Source organism: Catonella sp. (assembly GCF_052173895.1).
Taxonomy (GTDB): Bacteria; Bacillota; Clostridia; order Lachnospirales; family Lachnospiraceae; genus Catonella.
This window is the reverse complement of record NZ_JBQMXS010000032.1, coordinates 1-20,250: the sequence shown is the minus strand read 5'-3', so window position 1 is coordinate 20,250 and position 20,250 is coordinate 1. Positions and strand designations below refer to the sequence as shown.

Genomic DNA, 20,250 nt, shown 5'->3' with positions numbered 1-20,250 from the left:
AGCTAAGAGTGAGCTGATAAAAGGGCAGAAATCCTATTTAAGATTTCTGCCCTATGTTATTATATAAATGTTAAAACAGACAAATCATCTTTATTACTATCTCAGATTTTATCCCATCTCCACCATTTCATCCACAATATTCATAGTGGAATCCCTGTGTGATACAAGTAATATAGTCCTTCCCTTACTCTTTTCCTTAAGAGCCTTTAAAATAATGCCTTCATTAAGTGAATCTAGATTGCTTGTAGGCTCATCAAGCAAGATGAACGGTGCATTGTAAAGAAAGGCTCTTGCTATACCAAGTCGCTGTTTTTCTCCACTTGAAAGCGTGTCTCCAAGCTCTCCTACCTTAGTTTCATACCCATTTGGCAGGCTAGTTATAAACTCATCTATCGAAGCCTCCTTTGCTGCCTCTTTTATTTCCTTTAGTTTTGCCTCAGGCTTACCAAGTGCTATATTCTCAGCTATTGTACCTGCAAAAAGATGTGTTTCCTGAGTCACATAGCCTTCAAGCCTTCTTAAATCATCAGTTACAATCTGCTTAATATCCTTATCAGATATTAAAATTTCTCCATTATCTGTTTCCCAAAATCTCATAAGGAGTTTAAGAAATGTAGACTTACCGGAACCACTTGCTCCATGTATGCCTAAAATCTTACCTTTTTTAATATCTAAGGTAAAATCTTCAAGAATCTTCTTATCTCCATAGGAGAAATTAATCGACTTCGCTTTGGCTCCATTAAACTTTGATAGAGAAACACTACCTTCTTGTCTTGATACTTCTACCACTTCAGGCTCTTCTTCAAGTAAGGTAAGTACCCTCTCCCCACTCGCAAGAGTCTGATTCAAATTATTTGAAAGAGCTGAAAGAGCTACCACCGGACCGAATGAACTCATCATAGCCACAGTACAGATAACCACAGCTTCAAACTCTATAATTCCATTGCTATAAAGCACCAAAGTTAAAAACAACATTCCGTATGAAAACAGCTGTATTGCCCCACTGGTAAGGGCTCGCTGCTTACCCTCCGTTTCGGAAAGTTCTCCCTGTATCTTTGCTAAATTCACTGATTTCTCATAAATTGCTTTTTTCTTGGCATCTCCTGCCCCATACTGGATTGTTTCATCAAGACCACGCAGTTCACCCAGTACAAAACTTGAAAGTTCTCCTACAAAATTTCTAAAGTTCATACCCAGTAAACTTCCCCTTTTACTATTTATAATAGGTATGATTACTCCTATTACAATATAAGCCACAAGTGCAAATATTCCTGCTGCCAATGAATAACTTCCTATAAATACGGTCATCAATACTGAAACAACAAAGGCTATTGCTATCGGAGAAATGGTGTGTGCATAAAATACCTCTAAAAGCTCTATATCAGTCGTTATAATAGAAATAAGATTACCCTTATCCCTACCCTCCAGTTTTGCCGGACAAAGTCTTCTAAGGGCATCAAACACCTTATGCCTTATAACTGCCAGTATTTTAAATGCTATGAAATGGTTGCAATATTGTTCTATGTAATGGAAAATTCCTCTAAATACAGCAACTATAACCATTGCAAACATTATCTTAGTGACTGCATCAGCAATTCCTGTATTATTAGAAATATATTGTGTCACCTCTGATAAAAATCCTCCGGTAGCCATTCCTACTGCCTTAACACCAAGCAAAGTAAGAGAAATTGCACAGATATATCCCAATATCCCCAAGAGTATTGCTGCTGCCATAATATGTAAGAGTGGTTTTATCAGCACTATAAGCCTTCCCATAATAGCTATTCCACTTCTGCGTCCCGTCTTCTCAGGCTCTTTAAAACTAGGTTCGTCAACCTTATTTCCCTCCGATACTACACTCTTTCTCAAATTCGGCTTAAGTTCTTTCTTTTTAGCATAAGCCTCAAGGGAAGCCTGCGCATTAAATAATTTTGCATATTCTCCCTTCTTTGCCAAGAGTTCAGAATGTGTACCACTTTCAGCTATCTCTCCCTTATTCATCATATAAATATTGTCAGATTCTATTACATTATAAAGTCTGTGAGAAATCATAATAACAGTTCGCTTACCGGCAAGACTCCGTATTACTTCCATTATCATCTCTTCGCTCTCAGCATCTATATTTGAAGTAACCTCATCAAATATCATCACAGCTGCATTTGACAGTAATGCTCTTGCAAGTGCAAGCCTCTGAGCCTGCCCACCTGAAAGATTGCCTGCTTTTTCTGCTATTACAGTATTAAGTCCATCTCTCTCCTTAAAAAGTTCATCAAGTCTTACCTGCCTAAGAACCTCCCAAAGCATTTCAGATGTCGCCTTAGGATCTGCCATTTTAAGATTTTCCTCTACCGTTCCCTTAAATAAATAACCGCTTGACCTGACTAAAGTTACTTTTTTTAATAGGGAGGACTCTTTTATATCCCTAAGTTCTTTAGAACCGAACTTAATACTTCCTTTGTACCCCTTATTTCTTCCTGAAATTATTCCAACTACTGTACTCTTGCCACAGCCTGATTCACCTACTATGGATGTAAAACTCCCTTTAGGAAAGAGCATATTTATATTCTGCAATATCCTTCTTTCTTCATCGTAAGCAAAATCAACATTAGAAAGACTTATTACAGGTGTTTTGTCATCTATATCTTCACTTCCTGCCTCTTTCTCTTCCATATCAAGAAGTTCAAATATCTTGTCAGAAGCCGACATACCGTTCATTGCTATATGAAAGTATGAACCTAGCAGTCTTAATGGAAGGAAAAACTCAGATGCAAGAAGAATAACCGTAAGCATTCCTGCAAGGGTTATTTTGCCTCGCATAAAAAAATTAATTCCCACCAACATACCTACTGCTGCACCACCATAAGCCAGTATATCCATAACTGTTGTAGATATGAGCTGCATAGTCAGCACTCTCATAGTAATTTTTCTAAAAAGAGAGGCTTCTACATCCATTTCACCTGCTTTTCTTTCATCTGCCCTATATATTTTAGAAGTAGTAAGACCTTGAAGATTCTCTAAAAAGCTGTCGCCAAGTTCTGAATACACTCCCCAGTATTTTTTAAACAGCCGTCCTGCAATCCTCATAACTGCAACTATGGAAACAGGGATAAGAGGAACTAAAAGAAGAAGTAGCAAACTAACTACAAAATTCACCTTTATTGCAAGCACAACAAAAAGAATGATAGGAGCTGACATACTATAAGCAAACTGAGGAAGATACCTTCCAAAATAAGTTTCAAGCTGTTCTACTCCCTCAGAACTAAGCTGTACTACTTGAGAAGTTGAAACTTTTTCTTTATAGCCTGCACCAAGTCTAAGCAGCTTATCATAAATCTTCTCCCTAAGCACTCTTTTTACATCCACACTTGCAAGATATGCCTCCCTTGCCTCCAGTTCTTCACAAGTAACTCTTATTATATAAACAATTACAAAAGTTACGATTGCAAAAAGGAGAGCCTGTCTGTCAAGCTTACCATTTATAGCCAAATCAAATACATTAGTTAGTTTAAAAACCAGCACAATCTGTGCTATTAAAGAAACAAGCTGTAAAAGAATATGAAAAATAATATGTTTACCGGCTTGCGACAAAAGTCCTATCAATCTCTTTTTAATCATTTTCTCCACCCTCAATTTCTAAATTTTCAGTAATCTGAGACTCCTCATTCAAGTTTTTTATACCAAATATGAAATATATCACATGAAATACCCAAACTACTGAAAGCACAATTCTGCCAACCGGTACATGTTTCATCATAATAAAACCAAAAGCCATTACTACTGTAACACAGGCAATGACTCTTATCTTAGTTTTTACTGTCATTCCTTTTTTATTTACAAAACTTTCAAGATTATTTTTATACAACTTTGTAGAAATAAACCATTTGTGAAGTCTCTCAGAACTTTTAGCAAAGGCGAATAGTGTCAGCATATAAAACGGAAATGCAGGCAAAAAGGGTACTATTACTCCTATCGTACCTATTCCAAATGCAACAAAGCCAAGTATTATCCAAATTATTTTTATAATCCTGTTTTTTCCCATTACTCCCCCCTACAACTAGGATAATTATTTTAATATTATTTATCATTTTAGCTGATAAAGATATTTTATGCAATCTGAAAAACTAAGATTGTTAGCTTATGTTGCCTATATGAAAGTTCACTTTCAATATAGGCAAATACAGCTAACAATTAAGTTATAATTGATTTGTTTATCTATCTTCATTACTTTAATATCTTCTACATAGAAATATACTTATTAAATATATCTGTAATATTTTTATGTTCCAAGTCCTTATACTCTTCAAAGATTTCTTTTTCACTCAAGCATCTATAAACCATCCTGCCATTTAATTTCTCTTTAATCATAGGTTTTGTCCAATCGGTAATCTTACCACATACAGTACAATAATGCCCATAATATATATTCTTAGAATTACATACAAACAAACACTCTTTTTTAATATGTTTGTGACTAGATTTCGCTTTTATTTTTGAAACATCACTTTGTTTCTTTTTCTTATATCTAACTGTTTCTTCAAAATTTTGCTGTATATTTTCATCCCTATCATTGTATGGTTGCATAATTTTCTCCTTTTTCTCGGCTTATTTCTTTCTCATACGGTGTAACCGTTACTGCCTTGACTTATACACCACAAAATAAACTATTCACCATCTATTCATTACCCGACCTGTTTAATCTATGCAGAAATCTCTCAATCTTAGGATTTGATGAAGGTCTTTTTACTGGAATACTTGCTACAATCTCCGGCACACCGTTTAATCTCCGTCCCTTGTTGCAGGAAAGTTCATTAATCGGGCACTGCCATCCACAACCCTTACAAACTTCATTTGAGATGTTGGCTTTATTATTATTTTCTTCATTTATGTTCATGCTCAGTTCCTTCCAAGGGGTACTATCCTATTTCATCACCTTATCTAGTAACGCTTGATAACTATCAACAATATCATAAATCACATTTTGACCACTAATTGCCTTGAAATGCTCTCTTGCACAGTGAATCTTTGCTTCTTCTATACCACGCAACTCCATCGTATCCATAGAGCCCTTTGTCTCTGCGACAAAGTAAATATGTTTCACTGTACCGGCTTTGAAAGCAATCGCCCAGTCAGGATTGTAATGACCAACTGGTGTTGAAATATAAAATCCATCAGGAAGTTTTACATATACTGCAACATCTGATGCGACATCCAATTCCTGTGCAAACTTACGTTCATTCGTTGAATCATAGACAATATGATCAAACAAATGCTTGTCTGCCTTCATAGCATTTACATCCAATTTCCCCTTAATAGTAGCATCAGTAAACAAATCTGTATCATATCTTTCATCCAAAACATCATAAGTAATATGTTGAATGATTGCTGTAGCCTTCTCATTATTAATGAGTTTAGCAGCGTGAATAATAAATTCCTCCGGATTATCCTTGAACTGATTAAATACAGATGGTTGTATTCCCATAAGAATCTGAATAACAGCCTTTCTTGTAAGTCCGGTTTCCTCAACAAGCTTACCAACTAAGTCGTACTTAACACTCGTATTAACTGCTACTTTATGCTCATCATAAATACCTAACTTCTGCTTTTCAAATGATTCTCCTAAAAAAAGCTCATCTTTTGACTTAATCTCCTTCATAGAACCAGTCTCGACCTTGAAGGAAATCTTTGGTACACGAAGTTTACTATCTAGTGCATTTATAGCCTTTCTAACCAACTCATCTGTGTCAAAATCTACCACATATGCAGTCTTTGCATTTATTTTACTCCACAAAGCCTTAAATTCCGGCATTGCCAGCTTTTCAGAATTTACCTTAAGTTCAATATTATTACTTCTAGCATTCTCAGGTTTCATCTTTGTATCATCATAAATACTATCAAGAATCACCATAAGATCAGACTTATACTGATCCATTTCTGAACCAAAACTAACTTCTCCGTTTGCCTTGTCTTCATAAAATTTCTCTGTCAGTACATTGTTTTCATCTATGTAATCCATTTTAATCATGTAATGGATAATTCTTCTTGCCATAGCAGCATCAACAGTCTCTTCGTTACCGTCTTTATCATGAACTCTTGTATTCTCAAATAAAATCTCTGTAACCTGACGTGGTCTGTTACCAACAGCCTCAGCAATTTCAGACTGAAGATCCTTCGCAAACTTGTCATAGCTTTCACTGGCAATAACAGTAAGAATATTGATGTTATGAACATCAGTTCCAAGAACATTCTCATCCATACGATCTCCATCTTCATTTACACAAAGACGCATACCACGACCAACTTCTTGGCGCTTACGAACATCACTGCTACTCTGCTTTAAAGTACAAATCTGAAATACGTTAGGATTATCCCAGCCTTCTCTAAGTGCTGAGTGAGAGAAAATAAATCTTACCGGTGACTTCTTAGGATTACGATCTAGAAGAAGTTCCTTGTTTTTCATAATAAGGTCGTATGCATCAACATCATTCGAAGACGTCTCAAAACGGCCAACCTTGCTATTGATCATATGTCCCTTCTTATCAATAGAAAAATAACCTGTATGTGTGTTCTTTGCACTGATATTCTGCAGATACTTAATATAATCATCCTCCCCTGTTTCAAGCTGAAGATTCTTTATAATATCCTCATACTCTTGCTCAAACATATCTGCAAAAATACCATTCTCCTGGTTTCCATCTTTGCCATATTTTCTATAATGCTCTACTTCATCAATAAAAAACAAAGATAGTACCTTAATCCCTTTGTAGAACAGCTGACGCTCCCTTTCAATATGGGAAAGAATAGTCTCTCTGATCTGAATTCTACGAAACTGCTCTTCACTAACTTTACCGATTACATCTCCGGCATAAATCTTAATACCGTTGATAAATTCAACAGAATCATCACGTCCATCAATAGACTTTACGATAAAGTTATTCTTGTATTGTTCCATTTCCCCTGAGTTAGGATATAAGTTAAATCCAATGCCAACCTTCTTTGACACCGTCTTTACACCTGACACTCCTTTTACATGGAACTGGATAGTAGCAGTTGGATCTTTCTTAGAAAGATTAATTCCTTCCAAATATATATAGCTATCTGTAGCAGTAGTTCCTGTTTCCTTAATGCCCTTAACCACAATCCTCTTAACTAGTTTCTTGTTATATGCCTCCAAAGCATCCAGACGATATATCATGTTATAGATACTATCACTTTTATGTGTGGCAGAATAACGCAAAGTAATAAGAGGATTAAATTCTTCCAGGTTCTTCTTGGTCTGATTACCTTCTACAGACTGTGGCTCATCAATAATAACAATAGGATTAGTCTTAGCTATGATATCAATGGGTCTTCTGGATCTAAATTCATCCAGTTTCATATAAATTCTTCTAGCATCCTTACCCTTTGCATTAAATGCCTGAGCATTGATAATCATTACATTAATAGAGTTGTCAGATGCGAATCTATCAATCTCAGTGAGCTGTGTAGATTTGTAGATGAAAAATCTTATCTTCTTACCATATTCTTCTGCAAAATGCTCCTGTGTGACCTGAAATGATTTATATACTCCTTCACGAATAGCAATGTTTGGAACAACAATGATAAACTTACTCCATCCATAATGCTTATTGAGCTCATACATTGTTTTGATGTAGGTATAAGTCTTACCAACACCGGTCTCCATCTCAATTGTAAGGTTATATGTTCCTTCCAGCTTTGGTGAAGGCTCTATCTGATTTGCTCTCTGAACCTTTTGAATATGCTCCAATATAATCTTATTATTTAGTTCCGGTACAATACGCTGATTTCCCCAGCCTGTAAAATCTTTCTCATCTGTCAGCGACATCTGATATGTCCTATTACCTCTATCCATCATATAAGAAGGAGTCAAATATGGCTGTCCTGCAAAAACATCTACTACTGCTTTTGCAGCTTCAGCTTGGAACTTCTGATGCTTAAATCGTAGTTTCATTAGTCTCTCCTCTTTAAATTACTTTTATTGATGTGTCAGGTGCCAATAGCTTAAATATCTCACCCACGTTTATCTTTGTAGGGCTATCCTTAAAACAACTGTCTCTAAATACCACACGAAGTGGTTGTTGCTTTGCAATCTCTTTTATTACAGACTCTGGAATATTTTCATCAAAGCACGCAATCAAATCTCCATCATTGTAGTTGTGAACAGTACATCCTTCAATTTGCTTGGAGCTATAAGGTAACGAAAGCGGAAGCCCCCAGTCAAGAATACAACCAAATAATAAGTCTAAGTCAGTTCTATCAGGTTTAATATTTGACTCTAACATCGAGAGTAAATTTTGAGAGTATTCTGAGGGAGTGTAATATACATCGTTCATGTTGCTATCTGCCAATTCAAACACACGGAATCCTGTGTCTATCTTAGACTCAGGATATTCTTTTAGTATTTTCATGGCTGCTTTTCTTATCCTAGCCTCCCCTATATCACAGATAGTTGCATATCCGTCCTTAAAAGCTTCAGTCTTTTCATCACATTTTTCTTGCAACTGAACCATAATAAATCTCTTATTAGAACCATCTTCTGCATTAACTTCCATAACTGCCTGGGCAGTAGTCGCAGAACCGCTAAAAAAATCTAATATAAGAGAATTATCAGCTCCATATAGCCTTATAAATCGCTTCAATAGCTCAACTGATTTTGGATAATCAAAATATGATTTCCCACCAAATAAATTTTTGAGTTTCTGTTTTGCATCCTGAGAGTGTCCAACCTCTGTAAATTTCCAAACTGTCATTGGTGTCATTCCCTGTTTAACATCACATAAAAAACGTTTGATTCGTGGTACATTATTACCTTCTGGTCCAAACCAAATTCGATTATCTACCACATATTCTTCAAACGTTTTTCTATCTAATCTCCAACAGTATCCGCTAGGCGGCAGCACTTTTCTTCCAGAAGGTGTAATAATCTCATATATTTTACTTTCTATTGGTGGTCCAACTGATAAATCACCAGAAGTCCAAGGACCTCTTTCATCATTATCTGGGTTAGAATATCTACTATAGCTTTCATTATTTCGTGGTAATCCATTGCAAACAGCTTTATCAATATTTTTTGCATAACAAAGAATATAATCATGACTTTCAGAAAAATGTTTTTTTAGATTTACGGGAGAAAATGATCTTTCCCAAACCACTTGTGCAATAAAATTTGATGGTCCAAACACTTCATCAACAATTTTTTTAAGATTTTCTTGTTCATTGTCATCAATACTTATAAATATAACTCCGTCATCTGATAATAGATTTCTTGCAAGTAATAGTCTAGAATAAATCATAGAACACCAAGCTGAATGATATCGCCCATCACTATCATTATTTTTAAATAAACGATTTCCCATATCATCCATTTGTCCTAACGCAGTTTCATATTCTTCATTTGATTGTGTAAAACTGTCTCTATAAATAAAATCGCTTCCGGTATTATAAGGTGGATCTATATATATGACATTTACACTATTGAAGTAGCTTTCTTGTAGCAATTTCAAAACTTCTAAATTATCGCCTTCAATATATAGATTTTCAGTTGAATCCCAGTTTTCACTACCAGCCATCTTAGGTCTTAATGTCATTCTGCTTATACTGTTAGCATCCTTTATTGCTCTTTTCTTTCCAACCCAAGTAAATTCATATTTTTCTTTATCTTCGTCAATAATTGAATCTTCAAGGAATTTCTTAAGCTTTGAAAAATCAACTCCTAAACTTATTTTCCCATCTGCCACTTCATGTTCAGTAATACATTGCGGAAAAGCCTCCTGAATTATTCTAAGGTTATTCTGTATAATATTTTTCGTTTCCATTCTCATCTTTTCCATTAGTCTTCCTTTCTTTTTAAAGTAGGTGCATGCATACATTTAATTAATTTAGCATAAGTTTGTCTAATATTAGCAATTCCATCAATAACACGTTTGTTAGGTGAAATGTTATCTATGTACGACAAACCATCGGGCGATAAATCATCAATAAAAGTCATACCAACATGTTCTAATTCAGGGTGTCTTTTATCAATCGTAAGTAACATGTGGGGGACCTTTAACTGATTTGATAGCTTAACTGCACCGTACCATCCTTCATATCTTGGTCCATGTTTTGGATTTGAACTATGAAAATATACTCCTGGATCAGCCTTATTCCCTCTTAAATCATCAATGGAAACAGATATGTTATCTACTACGCATAAAACTTTCTTATTATCGTTAGATAGAATAAATCCATCAATATTACCACCCCACTCAAGGCCATATCTTCTTAATACACCATCGAATACTGTATTCTCAGTTCTAACATTTGCTCCATTATTCAAGTGTTTTGTTTGTGGCATTCCTTTTAGTCCTTTCCACCATCGTGCAAAACCATCTTCATTCATTCCCACCTTGTTCACTAGAGATGGCTTAGCTTTTCCTTGTGTTACTTTATTTACTTTCAAGATATAATAAAGTCTTTTCCAATAATATACTAGATACATTGGAATGCCTATTTCCTTAGTAAGAATATATTTAGCCCACAATTCTTCTTCGGAAAAAGGAATTCTATATTCTTCATAATCTTCGTATTGAACTGCCTCAACACCAGCTGAAAACTCATCTTTTGAATTAATAAGTAGCCCTTGAAGCTGGTATGCATTTAACCTTTCAAATAATTTTTTTTGGAAAGTATGATCATTCTCAGTAGTTCGTATTTTCACAATAGGCTTCCTCCATTTTCCAGAATCTCTTTAGTTATACAATTAAAAATTATGCTTATATCCTTATTGAAAATTAGATACTTTTATAGAATTTCAATCTATCAATTATCTCGTCTATAATCTCAGCTTTAATTCTTTATCCATCTTCATTATCATCCTATCATCTTGAGTATGTTTTCTTCGCTTATTTCAATCACTATCTTAGAATGACCTAATTCATTCCTATGCTTAGCCTCACCACACTCTCCACATGCACCCCTCTCGGAAACTGATCCACTGCCTGCACCTTCTCTAACCTATATCCCCCATCCCCACAAAGTACTTTCAAATCCCTAGCAAGTGTCGCCGGGTCACAGGAGACATAAACCACCCTACTCGGCTTATAGTTCATTATCGTACCAATCAGTTTTTCGTCACAGCCCTTTCTTGGCGGATCTACCACTATTACATCAGGCTTAGGGAGTTTTTTTGCCTCATCCTCTGCCTTGCCAACTGTAAAATAGGCATTCTCGATTCCATTTAATTTAGCATTTTCCCTCGCATTCTCTACTGCTGCCTCTACTATCTCCACACCGTAAACTTCCTTTGCCTTCTTAGCCAAAAACAAGCTGATAGTACCAATGCCACAGTAAAGATCCCAAACCACTTCTTCTCCCGTAAGTCCTGCAAACTCCAAAGCCTTACCATAGAGTTTTTTCGTCTGCATCGGATTTACCTGATAAAAAGAAAATGGAGAAATCTGAAACTTTATATCCTCTATCATATCAACTATATAGGGCTTACCATAGACACATTTTAACTCATCACCAAAAATCACATTCGTAACTTTCTTATTTATATTAATGCAAATACCGGTTATCTTTACATCTGCTCTGTTCTCAAATGCTTTTAAAACCATAGCTATAAATTTATGCACATTTGGCAACTCATTGCCATTTATTACCACACAAATCCCTATTTCACCTGTAGCAAAGCCCTTTCTAGTCATTATGTGGCGCACAAGTCCCCTTGCTTTTTCCGGTTTCTTTGTCCTTGGATTTATTTTCTCCTCATACGCTGATATTCCATATTCATGCATAAATGCCTTGACGGTCTTTAAAATAAGCTCATTTTCCTCTACCTGAATATAACATTTTGTTGTGTCCACTATCTCATGACTTCGTTCTGCATAAAACCCTGTAACTATTTCACCGTTTTTATCCACTCCAATCGGAAACTGAGCCTTATTCCTATAATGCATAATCTCTTCACATCCTATTATAGGGAGCATAGGTATCTCTTCGTCTTTAAATCCGCCTATGCGTTTTATGCAATTAAATACCTTTTCCTGCTTAAACTTAAGCTCAGCCTCATAAGAAAGGTGTTGAAACTGACAGCCTCCACAACGCTTTGAAATAGGACAGACAGCCTCTATTCTATCCGGTGACGGTTCTATTATGCGTTCACATCTTGCATATCCAAAATTCTTACCGACCTTTACAACCCTTGCCTCTATCCTGTCCTTTGGAACTGTATCCTTCACGAAAAGGGTATAACCATTTACATGTGCTATACCCTCTCCCTCACTACCGATAGACTCAATTTTAAGTTCTAAGATTTCATTTTTCTCAAACATATTATTCCTTATTCTTTGTAGCTATTCTTATATTTGACTCAAAGAGCTTATTATAGCCAAGCCAGTCGTTTCTTCCCTCATTTACTTCCAAAAGCTCTGTGAAAGTCTCCATCTTAGCATCCATATTATCTGCAAGACTAAGTGCAAATGCCTCCATAAGTGCCGGCACCTTAGGTGAACCGAACTCCAATGAACCATGGTGAGATAAAATACAGTGTATTAATTCATCCGCCTGTCTTCTAGGAAAATTTTCTATCTCGTTAATTTTTTCACTAATCATATTGGCACCAATATAAATATGTCCTAAAAGCTGTCCTGAATCCGTATATTCATTAGTTGGAAATCCGCTTAATTCGACCATCTTACCTATATCATGGAGTGGAGCGGCCGTTATAAGCAAATCCCTATTTAAAATAGGATACTGCTTTGACATAAAATCACAAACTTTCATCACTCCTAGAGAATGTTCCAAAAGTCCTCCTACGAAACTATGATGTACCGTCTTTGCTGCTGAGTGGTTCTTAAATTTATCTGCAAATTCACTATCCCTAAAAAATACATCTAAGAGTTTTTTATAAAAAGGCATTTTAACTGTATCAATTATATTTAGAAGTTCATTATACATATCCTCCCTATTATACCTTGATACAGGTATGTAATCAGCTAAATCATACTCTCCCTCATTGCATCGTCTTGCTCTTATTATCTTTCCCTGCAAAGCCCCCATATAAACTGTTATCTGCCCCTGCACACAAATAAAATCACCGCCTGCAAAGTCCTCTATACCGTTTGAATTAGTATCCCAAACCTTACCGTCAAGACTTCCTGTCTTATCCTGCAAGACCAAAGAATAGTAAGGCTTGTCATTTTTACTTCTAAGCTCTTTCTTTTCTTTACAATAATATATGCCATTTAACTGATCACCATCTTTAATATCTTTTATATATCTCATTTTATTCCTCTGCTATCTCCTATCTCTACTTCTAGTTCTATTTTCTTGCCTTCATTTCTTGTAACCCTATATATAAGTGCCTTTACCTTATCTTTTGGTTTTTTACTCTCAAGAAGATTTTCATAATCATTCATTGTTTCTAGATGCACATTATCCAGTTCATAAATAATATCACCCTCTTTAAATCCTGCATCGTCAGCAGGTGAACCTTTGGTCACACTGTCTATAAGTATACCTCCTGAAATCCCTGTTTTATCCTCAGCACCTTCAAATGCCTTGGTTTTAATACCAATATAAGGCAAAGGCTTATCATTTATCATTTTTTCAAGGAAAGTCATAATCTTTGAAATGCTAATAATCTGAGTAGAATCAGAACTCCCCTTAAAATACATTCCTATCACATTTCCATCAAAATCTACAAACAGTGCATCTCCGTTCTTGGAAATATTAATATCGGTAAAATGCGTAGCCAAACAATAATCATCCACCCTCAACAAAGTATCCGTCCCTGTTATTACACCGGGCAATACAGAATAAATATTGCCATTAGGTGTACCGATAGCCATTACAGGCTCTCCTATACTCTTATAATTTATTCCATCGAACTTAAGTGGCTGAATATCGTCCTTCCTCGCTATTCCCTTTAAATTGACCATAACAAGAGCAAGCTCCAAACCTGCATTATAATTTTTTATAGTTCCATCTGTCAAAAATCCCTGCTTAAACTTTACTTTTATATTATCAGCAGACTTAATTCCCTTATAGCTTGTAAGAATATATGCAACATCATTCTGAACTGCAATAATATAGCCTGCTGCCCTGTTGACAGCATCATAAGGGTTCTCAAACCAGTCCTTCCCCTTAACTACAGACTGCACCTCAACCACAGCCTCATTCTGCTTATTTGCAAGTTCTCCAAACTTATTAAGAACCTGCCTATAATCAGTAAGATCTGCAAAAACTCTTTTTTCTATTATCTTTACCTGTTTATTATCCTTTACAGGCTTTTTTTCCTTTACTTCTTGTATAGCATTTTCTGATGCAATTACAGCACCGGTTGATGCTATGTCCTTCTTACCAAGTTCCACTGAATCATTTTTCTTAAATATTCCAAAATTAGGAAGAATTTCTCCGGTCATTTCAAATATTATCCGTTCTACAACTCCAAATACCAAGCCAAGTATTAAAACTGCTATGAATCCCAGTAGAAACTTCTTCACAGGGTGCATCTTCTTTGGAACTATTTTTTCATTAATGAACTTATAATCCTTGTCATCACTCATAATTATACCCCTGATTTACTAAGTGTAAATACAAACTCTGTTCCTGCATTTTCAGTGCTTATTACATCTATCTCTTCTCCATGTGACTGAATGATTTCCTTAACTATTGAAAGCCCTAAGCCACTTCCCTTCTTATCCTTCCCTCGTGACGGATCAGTCTTGTAAAAACGCTCCCATATTTTTTTCAGGCTTTCTTTTGGTATTCCTATTCCATAATCTTTAACAGAAACTATTACCTTATTTCCCTTAGCCCTTGTTGTTATATTTATTTCAGCATCATTTTGGCTAAATTTTATTGCATTATCAATTAAGTTGTAAAATACCTGCTCAATCTTACCCTTATCTGCCATTACCAAGGCTGCATCACCTTCAAAAATAAGGTTTAGAAAAATATGTTTCTCTCTACATCTCCCCTCAAAAGTTTCCACCGTCTGCTTAATCATGCTATGCAGATTAAATTCTTTTATATCTAAAAGTGCCTGATGACTGTCAAATTTACCAAGTTCAATAAGTCCGCTAGTCAACTTTGTAAGTCTGTCCGTTTCGAAACATATTGTATTCAGATACTTATTATAAAGTTCAGGCGGTATTGTACCATCTATCATCGCTGTTGCAAATCCCTTTATTGAAGTAAGCGGCGAACGGAAATCATGAGAAATATTTGAAATAAATTTTCTCTGATACTCCTCTATAAGGCTAAGTTCTTTTGCCATATATTCTATAGTATCCATTAAGTCCCTAAACTCATCATGCCTATTCCTCTGTTCCTTAAGTTTGTAGTCAAAATTCCCCTTTGCATACTCTCTTGCCCCTTTAATTACTGCCCTCAACGGAACTATTGATATCCTGTATAAAAAGAGAAGTGCTATAAAAAATACTAAACCCAATATTAGAAAGCATATATTTAAAGTATCTATGCTATAAGCTGCCTCCTTATCAACCCCTGACATTTCCATAGAAATCACAACATAGCCTTTCAATACAAAATCTATGTCTATCGGAGAGATTACAGCCACTATCGAGTTTTCCGAAAGCTCTTTTATATTTCCTCCTATATAAGAATCTCTTGCCAAGAGCCACTGAGGTAACTGCCGCCTATTCTTGTTTTCATCAAAAGAAGGTCCTCTGCTATCAGAAATAACCTCACCTACTGCATTAACAATCATAATCCTTGCTCCTGCAAAGGTGTCTATAGTCTTCAGTCCATTATCTACATCAAAAATAGACATATTCCCTGAATAATACCCTTTCATGTAGTCACTGGTAATTGTTTCTGCCTCTGCCTTCATTGATTTTATATTATCTTCAATAATCCCATTTCTGATACGCCCTGCTCCTACTGTATTTAGTATTAAAAGAGAACTAATAACTATAAGGAGGTAGCAAACCAGATACTTAAAAAATAGATTTGCTTTCATAATACTGCACCTTCATATTATTTCATACAGATATAGTATACCGAAATTCGGCTTATTTTACAATGATAATGTGGCTGTTATCCCATCTAAAACCCTAAAATAATCCTTAAATGTTTTTGCTGAACATTCAGGATTATTAATTACTATCCCATCTCTTCTAAGCCCTATAAGAGAAAATGCCATTGCTACACGATGATCCTCATAAGTTTCTATTTCTACCTCTGTATCATCCATTCTATTTGGGAAAATAGTTATTTCTCCTTTACCCATTTTAGTCCTAATTCCTAGTTTTTCAAGTTCTGTCTTAATAGCAATTAGTCTATTCGACTCCTGCAAACATATATGTGCTACTCCTGTAATCTTTGTTGGACTTTTTGCAAATACACTTATAGCTGCCAAAGTAAGCGCCTGATCTGAAAAGCTATTTAGATTTGCCTCTATTCCCTCATAATTACCTTCTTCTGCCCCCTGAAATACAATTCCATGCTCGTCTTCTGATAAACTTGCTCCCATCTTCTTCAATAATTTTACAAACTCTATATCACCCTGAATACTATCTAAATGTACTCCCTCAACGCAAGCCCTGCATCCAAGAATTTCTGCCATTGCATAAAAATAACAGGCAGCTGAAACATCAGGTTCAATATCATATTTTCTTGCCATATATCCTTTTCCTTCTTTTAAAATATATGAAATCAAACCATCTTCGTTATCTATATCTACCGTAACTCCAAAATCTTCCATCACCTTTACAGTCATATTCACATAAGGAAGACTCTCTCTACCCCCTGTTATTATAGTTTTGAGTCCACCTTTCAGCAAAAATCCTGTCATTATAACAGCACTTAAAAATTGACTGCTAATACTTGTATCAAGCCTTATTTCTCCACCTCTTACCTCTCTTGAATCTAGTGTAAAAGGAAAATGCCCTTCTATTTCATCATATTTAATTATAACTCCAAGACTTATCAAAGCATCTAAAAATGGTTTCATTGGTCGTTTTTTCATCTGCTCTGAAGAATCTAGATGATAAATCCCCCCACTAAAGGCTAACAACGCTGTTATAAATCTTGCTGCTGTCCCTGCACTACCTACATTTATACTAGCCTCTTTTACAGGAATTTTTCCTCCACACCCCTGTAAAATTATAGTTTCATTTTCCTCATCCATATCAGTCTTTATCCCAAGAACATTCAAGCAATCTATCATATTTTTTGCATCATTTGAAAATAATGCTCCTGATAGTCTGCTTTCTCCATCTGCAAGGGCAGCAATAAGAAGTGCCCTGTTCGTTATACTCTTAGAACCCGGAACTTTAACTCTTATTACCTCACTACTTTCTATATTGTTAAAAATACTTTTAACCCTATATTTTTCCATCTGTTATCTCCATATTAAAAACCCCATCGGACTGATTTTCATCAATCTGATGGGCTTAATTTATTTATAACTAAATTTTACTTCTTTTTCATCCTTCTTGATACCCTCTGCTGCTTCTATTGTATCAAGTCTTGTAACAGCATCAAATGTCTTTGAAGTAGAATCCGAAAATGCTATCTTTAACTCCTTGCCAAATCTTTCAATCCTCTTCTCCTGCTTATCTCCTTCAGAAGTCTTATTTACAAAATCATTATCCTTATTTGTAATCTCTTCTCTTAATTTTTCCCTAACTGACATCTCTGAATCATAATCAGATTTTGTAATCTCTCCTTCAAGATAAAGCCTTGTTATATCTGAATCTGACTTACCTGCAAAAGAAACAGCCTGACTTTCTTCTGTCTTAATTTCTTTCTTCTGATTTATTTCAGCTAGTTCTTTAATAATCTCAGCTTTTCTCTCTGCCTTGAGTCTAGCTTCTTTACGCACATTTTCAGCCTCTTCATTCTTAATCCTTAACCTGTCTGCTTCATTAGTTTTGCCAAGCTCCTTAAGCTCATTATCATCATACTGCTCTTTATCTTTAACTTCTTTTATTGCCTCCTCAAATTTAGCAGCAGCTTTGGCACTAATCTGCAAAGTATCTCCATCTTGAGAAATAGCTACCTGATTCTCAAGTTGAGTTTTTTCTATATTTGTCTGCCTTTTTTCATCAATTACTGTCTTACCAGCAACGTCCATATTTGCAGAAAATATGCTTATCTTTTCCTGCCCTAAACTTCCTACACCACCTCTAGGTGTGTAGGCATTATATCCACTTCCTGTGTTTATACCTACCATTTCCATAGTCACTCTCCCTCCTTGATTCGTGACAGTTTACTATATTGTTTAAATGAAAATTATCTATTTTCATAATAGCATAAATTCCCCATAATAGCAAAGATTTTATTTATATTATCCCATACTATCTTTTTATTGACCTACTCATCTTCATATAAGTATGCCTCTTTCCTCGTATGCAGATAGAAAGAGCCATAAGATTCTCCGGATCTGGAACCCTTCCATATCCACCATCCCCCAAATGATGAATATCAAACCCAACCCTTTTATTACACAATCCAATCTGGCGTATAGTATCTGTATCTGCACTTTCCTGGCTTGTTCCCACTGCACTTATAGTTATTCCACCTCTCATCTTTACCTTATCTACAATAACCGAAGACTCAGCTTCTCCTATTCCGGGTGCAGTACCTACCGCAGGTATTAATATGCCATCCGCTCCCTTATCCATAAATCCCATTATAGCATCTTCTGATAATATTTTCTCTGAAAACCCTGCTGTATGCATCTTTCCTGCAAATACTAATCCCTTAAAATATTTTTTGGCTACCTCTATCGAATTCATAATACTATTATTTGATACACCTGTATCCGGGTTTCCCGTCAACAAAATAAAATCTATTCCCTGTTTCCAAGCCTCTTCAAAGGTTTCTTTAGTGGCTCTTCTCCCTAATGGAAGTGTTATAAGTTCTTCCATCCCCTCAGCCGTTTCATCAACAGGCTCAAGATTAATACCAATCGGCTTGCCCGTAAGTTCTTTTATATAAGAAATAGGATTATCTACATTCATCCCATTAATATATTTTGTAAATACATCGTACTCATTCAGTAGTATTAAATCTGCACCAAAAGCAGACATCACTTCAGCATTTGTAACATCCTCAAATAAAGGTGCAGCTGTTACCACCGTCTCTCCAAGTATTGTTCTACCCTCGCTTGCAATAATTGCATTTTTCAGTTCTTCGGACGACATCTTTCTTATATCGCTTGCTACACAGTTTAATAATCTTTTTTTCATATAACTCTCCTCCACAATCAAAGAATATCATCCACACTTATGCAAGTCAAGCACAACACAAGATATATAAAAAAACAAAAAGACTTAAACTCCTAAAACTACTGAGTTTAAGCCTTTTTTCTCCTCTGAGACATGGGGGAATCGAACCCCCGACAACTTGATTAAAAGTCATTCCGAAAATACTCGCTAAATAGCCTAATTACTGCATTTTTAATAAAAAAATGATATGAAAATGATATATTATTTTTTTATGATGCTTTTTAGTTATTTTAGTTTATCTATATATAGTAGATAAAAAAAAGTCAGAAATAAATACTATCTGCATCTATCTCTGATCTTATTATTTACTTCATCAATTTATTTACTATTGCCTGCACCTCGGCTGGAATATACCCTGCTTTAATCAACTTGTCTTTTCTTTCAGGGTTGTTCCCCCATTTGCCTGCTATAACCTCCCTAGCCACTTCTTCAAGATTTTTCTTACTCTTTCCACCTGCCTGTGGCTTTGGTTTATCTTCAGACTTACTATCGGACTCAGTTACAATCACCGTATGTCCCTTAGACCTAGTTACAAGAATATCCCCCACCTGTAACTTGGTACTTGGAGTAACTACTACGGCTTTATGGAAAGCCCCTGTTCTTTCTAAAACAGACACTTCACTGGCTGTGTTGAAATCACCTACCTGTATTCCTGCCTGAATACAGCAAGCCCTGACGAGTGAACTACAATCAGCGTTTGTCTTAACTGCTATCTTCGCAATTCTTCCATAGACTTTAAGATTGGTTATCACCCCATACCTATCAGATTGACTATAGCCTATATTGTCGTTTGAACAGCCTTCACGCATTGCCTGCCCGATTTTCTTGGCTATCTCACCGTCTTTAGCCCTCAACATATACCATCCCTTTGGGTGGCTGTAATAAGGCTCTGTGGCTACTTCCTTTTTAGTCTGGTCGCCTGCTCTTCCACCCGAAATATTGCCGTTCTCATCTATTCTTGCGCTTCCTACTTTAATCATCTATTTTCCCT

The 20,250-nt window shown here is 35.6% G+C and carries 15 protein-coding genes and 1 pseudogene; all 16 read right to left on the bottom strand.

Annotation, left to right across the window (positions count from 1 at the left end; all coding sequences use genetic code 11):
• Positions 1–108: 108 nt before the first annotated feature.
• The 16 genes and pseudogenes from ACTTG8_RS07385 to ACTTG8_RS07310 all read right to left on the bottom strand — a co-directional run bounded on the left by ACTTG8_RS07385 (position 109) and on the right by ACTTG8_RS07310 (position 20,239).
• Positions 109–1,776 carry an amino acid ABC transporter ATP-binding/permease protein gene (locus tag ACTTG8_RS07385; RefSeq protein WP_442561485.1) on the bottom strand — a complete coding sequence of 556 codons (1,668 nt, stop codon included), beginning with the start codon at positions 1,774–1,776 and terminating at the stop codon, positions 109–111.
• A 360-nt stretch (positions 1,777–2,136) separates the two neighbouring features.
• A pseudogene (locus tag ACTTG8_RS07380) lies at positions 2,137–3,615 on the bottom strand (ABC transporter ATP-binding protein/permease); the annotation flags it as partial.
• Entirely contained in the window at positions 3,608–4,039 is a 432-nt protein-coding gene (locus ACTTG8_RS07375) for a YbaN family protein (protein ID WP_442561484.1), read from the bottom strand. The gene ACTTG8_RS07375 and the pseudogene ACTTG8_RS07380, both read right to left, overlap by 8 nt.
• A 197-nt stretch (positions 4,040–4,236) precedes the next feature.
• A complete protein-coding gene (locus tag ACTTG8_RS07370) occupies positions 4,237–4,581 on the bottom strand; it encodes a hypothetical protein (protein ID WP_442561483.1) in 345 nt (114 codons plus the stop codon).
• Between the two features lie 91 nt (positions 4,582–4,672).
• Entirely contained in the window at positions 4,673–4,891 is a 219-nt protein-coding gene (locus ACTTG8_RS07365) for a hypothetical protein (RefSeq protein WP_442561482.1), read from the bottom strand.
• Between the two features lie 27 nt (positions 4,892–4,918).
• Complete coding sequence (locus ACTTG8_RS07360) at positions 4,919–7,969, bottom strand: type III restriction-modification system endonuclease (RefSeq protein ID WP_442561481.1); 3,051 nt, start codon at positions 7,967–7,969, stop codon at positions 4,919–4,921.
• A gap of 13 nt (positions 7,970–7,982) precedes the next feature.
• A complete protein-coding gene (locus tag ACTTG8_RS07355) occupies positions 7,983–9,848 on the bottom strand; it encodes a site-specific DNA-methyltransferase (protein WP_442561480.1) in 1,866 nt (621 codons plus the stop codon).
• On the bottom strand, positions 9,848–10,717 hold the full coding sequence (locus ACTTG8_RS07350; protein ID WP_442561479.1) for a hypothetical protein: 870 nt from the start codon (positions 10,715–10,717) through the stop codon (positions 9,848–9,850). Before ACTTG8_RS07350 ends, ACTTG8_RS07355 begins: the two co-directional genes overlap by 1 nt.
• 211 nt (positions 10,718–10,928) lie before the next feature.
• Positions 10,929–12,332 (bottom strand): 23S rRNA (uracil(1939)-C(5))-methyltransferase RlmD, encoded by a 1,404-nt coding sequence (gene rlmD / locus ACTTG8_RS07345; protein ID WP_442561478.1) that lies wholly within the window; start codon positions 12,330–12,332, stop codon positions 10,929–10,931.
• Between the two features lies 1 nt (position 12,333).
• Positions 12,334–13,284, bottom strand: a complete 951-nt coding sequence (locus tag ACTTG8_RS07340) for a 3'-5' exoribonuclease YhaM family protein (protein ID WP_442561477.1) — start codon at positions 13,282–13,284, stop codon at positions 12,334–12,336.
• Positions 13,281–14,567 carry a S1C family serine protease gene (locus tag ACTTG8_RS07335; protein WP_442561476.1) on the bottom strand — a complete coding sequence of 429 codons (1,287 nt, stop codon included), beginning with the start codon at positions 14,565–14,567 and terminating at the stop codon, positions 13,281–13,283. The genes ACTTG8_RS07340 and ACTTG8_RS07335 overlap by 4 nt, the downstream gene beginning before the upstream one ends.
• Positions 14,568–14,569: 2 nt before the next feature.
• Complete coding sequence (locus ACTTG8_RS07330; protein ID WP_442561475.1) at positions 14,570–15,985, bottom strand: HAMP domain-containing sensor histidine kinase; 1,416 nt, start codon at positions 15,983–15,985, stop codon at positions 14,570–14,572.
• Positions 15,986–16,042: 57 nt separating this feature from the next.
• Entirely contained in the window at positions 16,043–17,365 is a 1,323-nt protein-coding gene (gene aroA, locus ACTTG8_RS07325) for a 3-phosphoshikimate 1-carboxyvinyltransferase (protein WP_442561474.1), read from the bottom strand.
• Positions 17,366–17,425: 60 nt separating this feature from the next.
• A complete protein-coding gene (locus tag ACTTG8_RS07320) occupies positions 17,426–18,208 on the bottom strand; it encodes a hypothetical protein (RefSeq protein WP_442561473.1) in 783 nt (260 codons plus the stop codon).
• A gap of 118 nt (positions 18,209–18,326) precedes the next feature.
• On the bottom strand, positions 18,327–19,220 hold the full coding sequence (locus tag ACTTG8_RS07315) for a DUF7916 family protein (RefSeq protein WP_442561472.1): 894 nt from the start codon (positions 19,218–19,220) through the stop codon (positions 18,327–18,329).
• 344 nt (positions 19,221–19,564) lie between these two features.
• On the bottom strand, positions 19,565–20,239 hold the full coding sequence (locus ACTTG8_RS07310; protein WP_442561471.1) for a hypothetical protein: 675 nt from the start codon (positions 20,237–20,239) through the stop codon (positions 19,565–19,567).
• Positions 20,240–20,250 lie beyond the last annotated feature (11 nt).

Bases quoted from the DNA above. Each gene is read 5' to 3' on its own strand.
- ACTTG8_RS07385 (WP_442561485.1), bottom strand. From the start codon at position 1,776: ATGGGAAGGCTTATAGTGCTGATAAAACCACTCTTACATATTATGGCA.
- ACTTG8_RS07315 (WP_442561472.1), bottom strand. From the start codon at position 19,220: ATGAAAAAAAGATTATTAAACTGTGTAGCAAGCGATATAAGAAAGATG.
- ACTTG8_RS07320 (WP_442561473.1), bottom strand. From the start codon at position 18,208: ATGGAAATGGTAGGTATAAACACAGGAAGTGGATATAATGCCTACACA.
- ACTTG8_RS07375 (WP_442561484.1), bottom strand. From the start codon at position 4,039: ATGGGAAAAAACAGGATTATAAAAATAATTTGGATAATACTTGGCTTT.
- aroA (WP_442561474.1), bottom strand. From the start codon at position 17,365: ATGGAAAAATATAGGGTTAAAAGTATTTTTAACAATATAGAAAGTAGT.
- ACTTG8_RS07330 (WP_442561475.1), bottom strand. From the start codon at position 15,985: ATGAAAGCAAATCTATTTTTTAAGTATCTGGTTTGCTACCTCCTTATA.
- ACTTG8_RS07355 (WP_442561480.1), bottom strand. From the start codon at position 9,848: ATGGAAAAGATGAGAATGGAAACGAAAAATATTATACAGAATAACCTT.
- ACTTG8_RS07365 (WP_442561482.1), bottom strand. From the start codon at position 4,891: ATGAACATAAATGAAGAAAATAATAATAAAGCCAACATCTCAAATGAA.
- ACTTG8_RS07335 (WP_442561476.1), bottom strand. From the start codon at position 14,567: ATGAGTGATGACAAGGATTATAAGTTCATTAATGAAAAAATAGTTCCA.
- ACTTG8_RS07370 (WP_442561483.1), bottom strand. From the start codon at position 4,581: ATGCAACCATACAATGATAGGGATGAAAATATACAGCAAAATTTTGAA.
- rlmD (WP_442561478.1), bottom strand. From the start codon at position 12,332: ATGTTTGAGAAAAATGAAATCTTAGAACTTAAAATTGAGTCTATCGGT.
- ACTTG8_RS07310 (WP_442561471.1), bottom strand. From the start codon at position 20,239: ATGATTAAAGTAGGAAGCGCAAGAATAGATGAGAACGGCAATATTTCG.
- ACTTG8_RS07340 (WP_442561477.1), bottom strand. From the start codon at position 13,284: ATGAGATATATAAAAGATATTAAAGATGGTGATCAGTTAAATGGCATA.
- ACTTG8_RS07360 (WP_442561481.1), bottom strand. From the start codon at position 7,969: ATGAAACTACGATTTAAGCATCAGAAGTTCCAAGCTGAAGCTGCAAAA.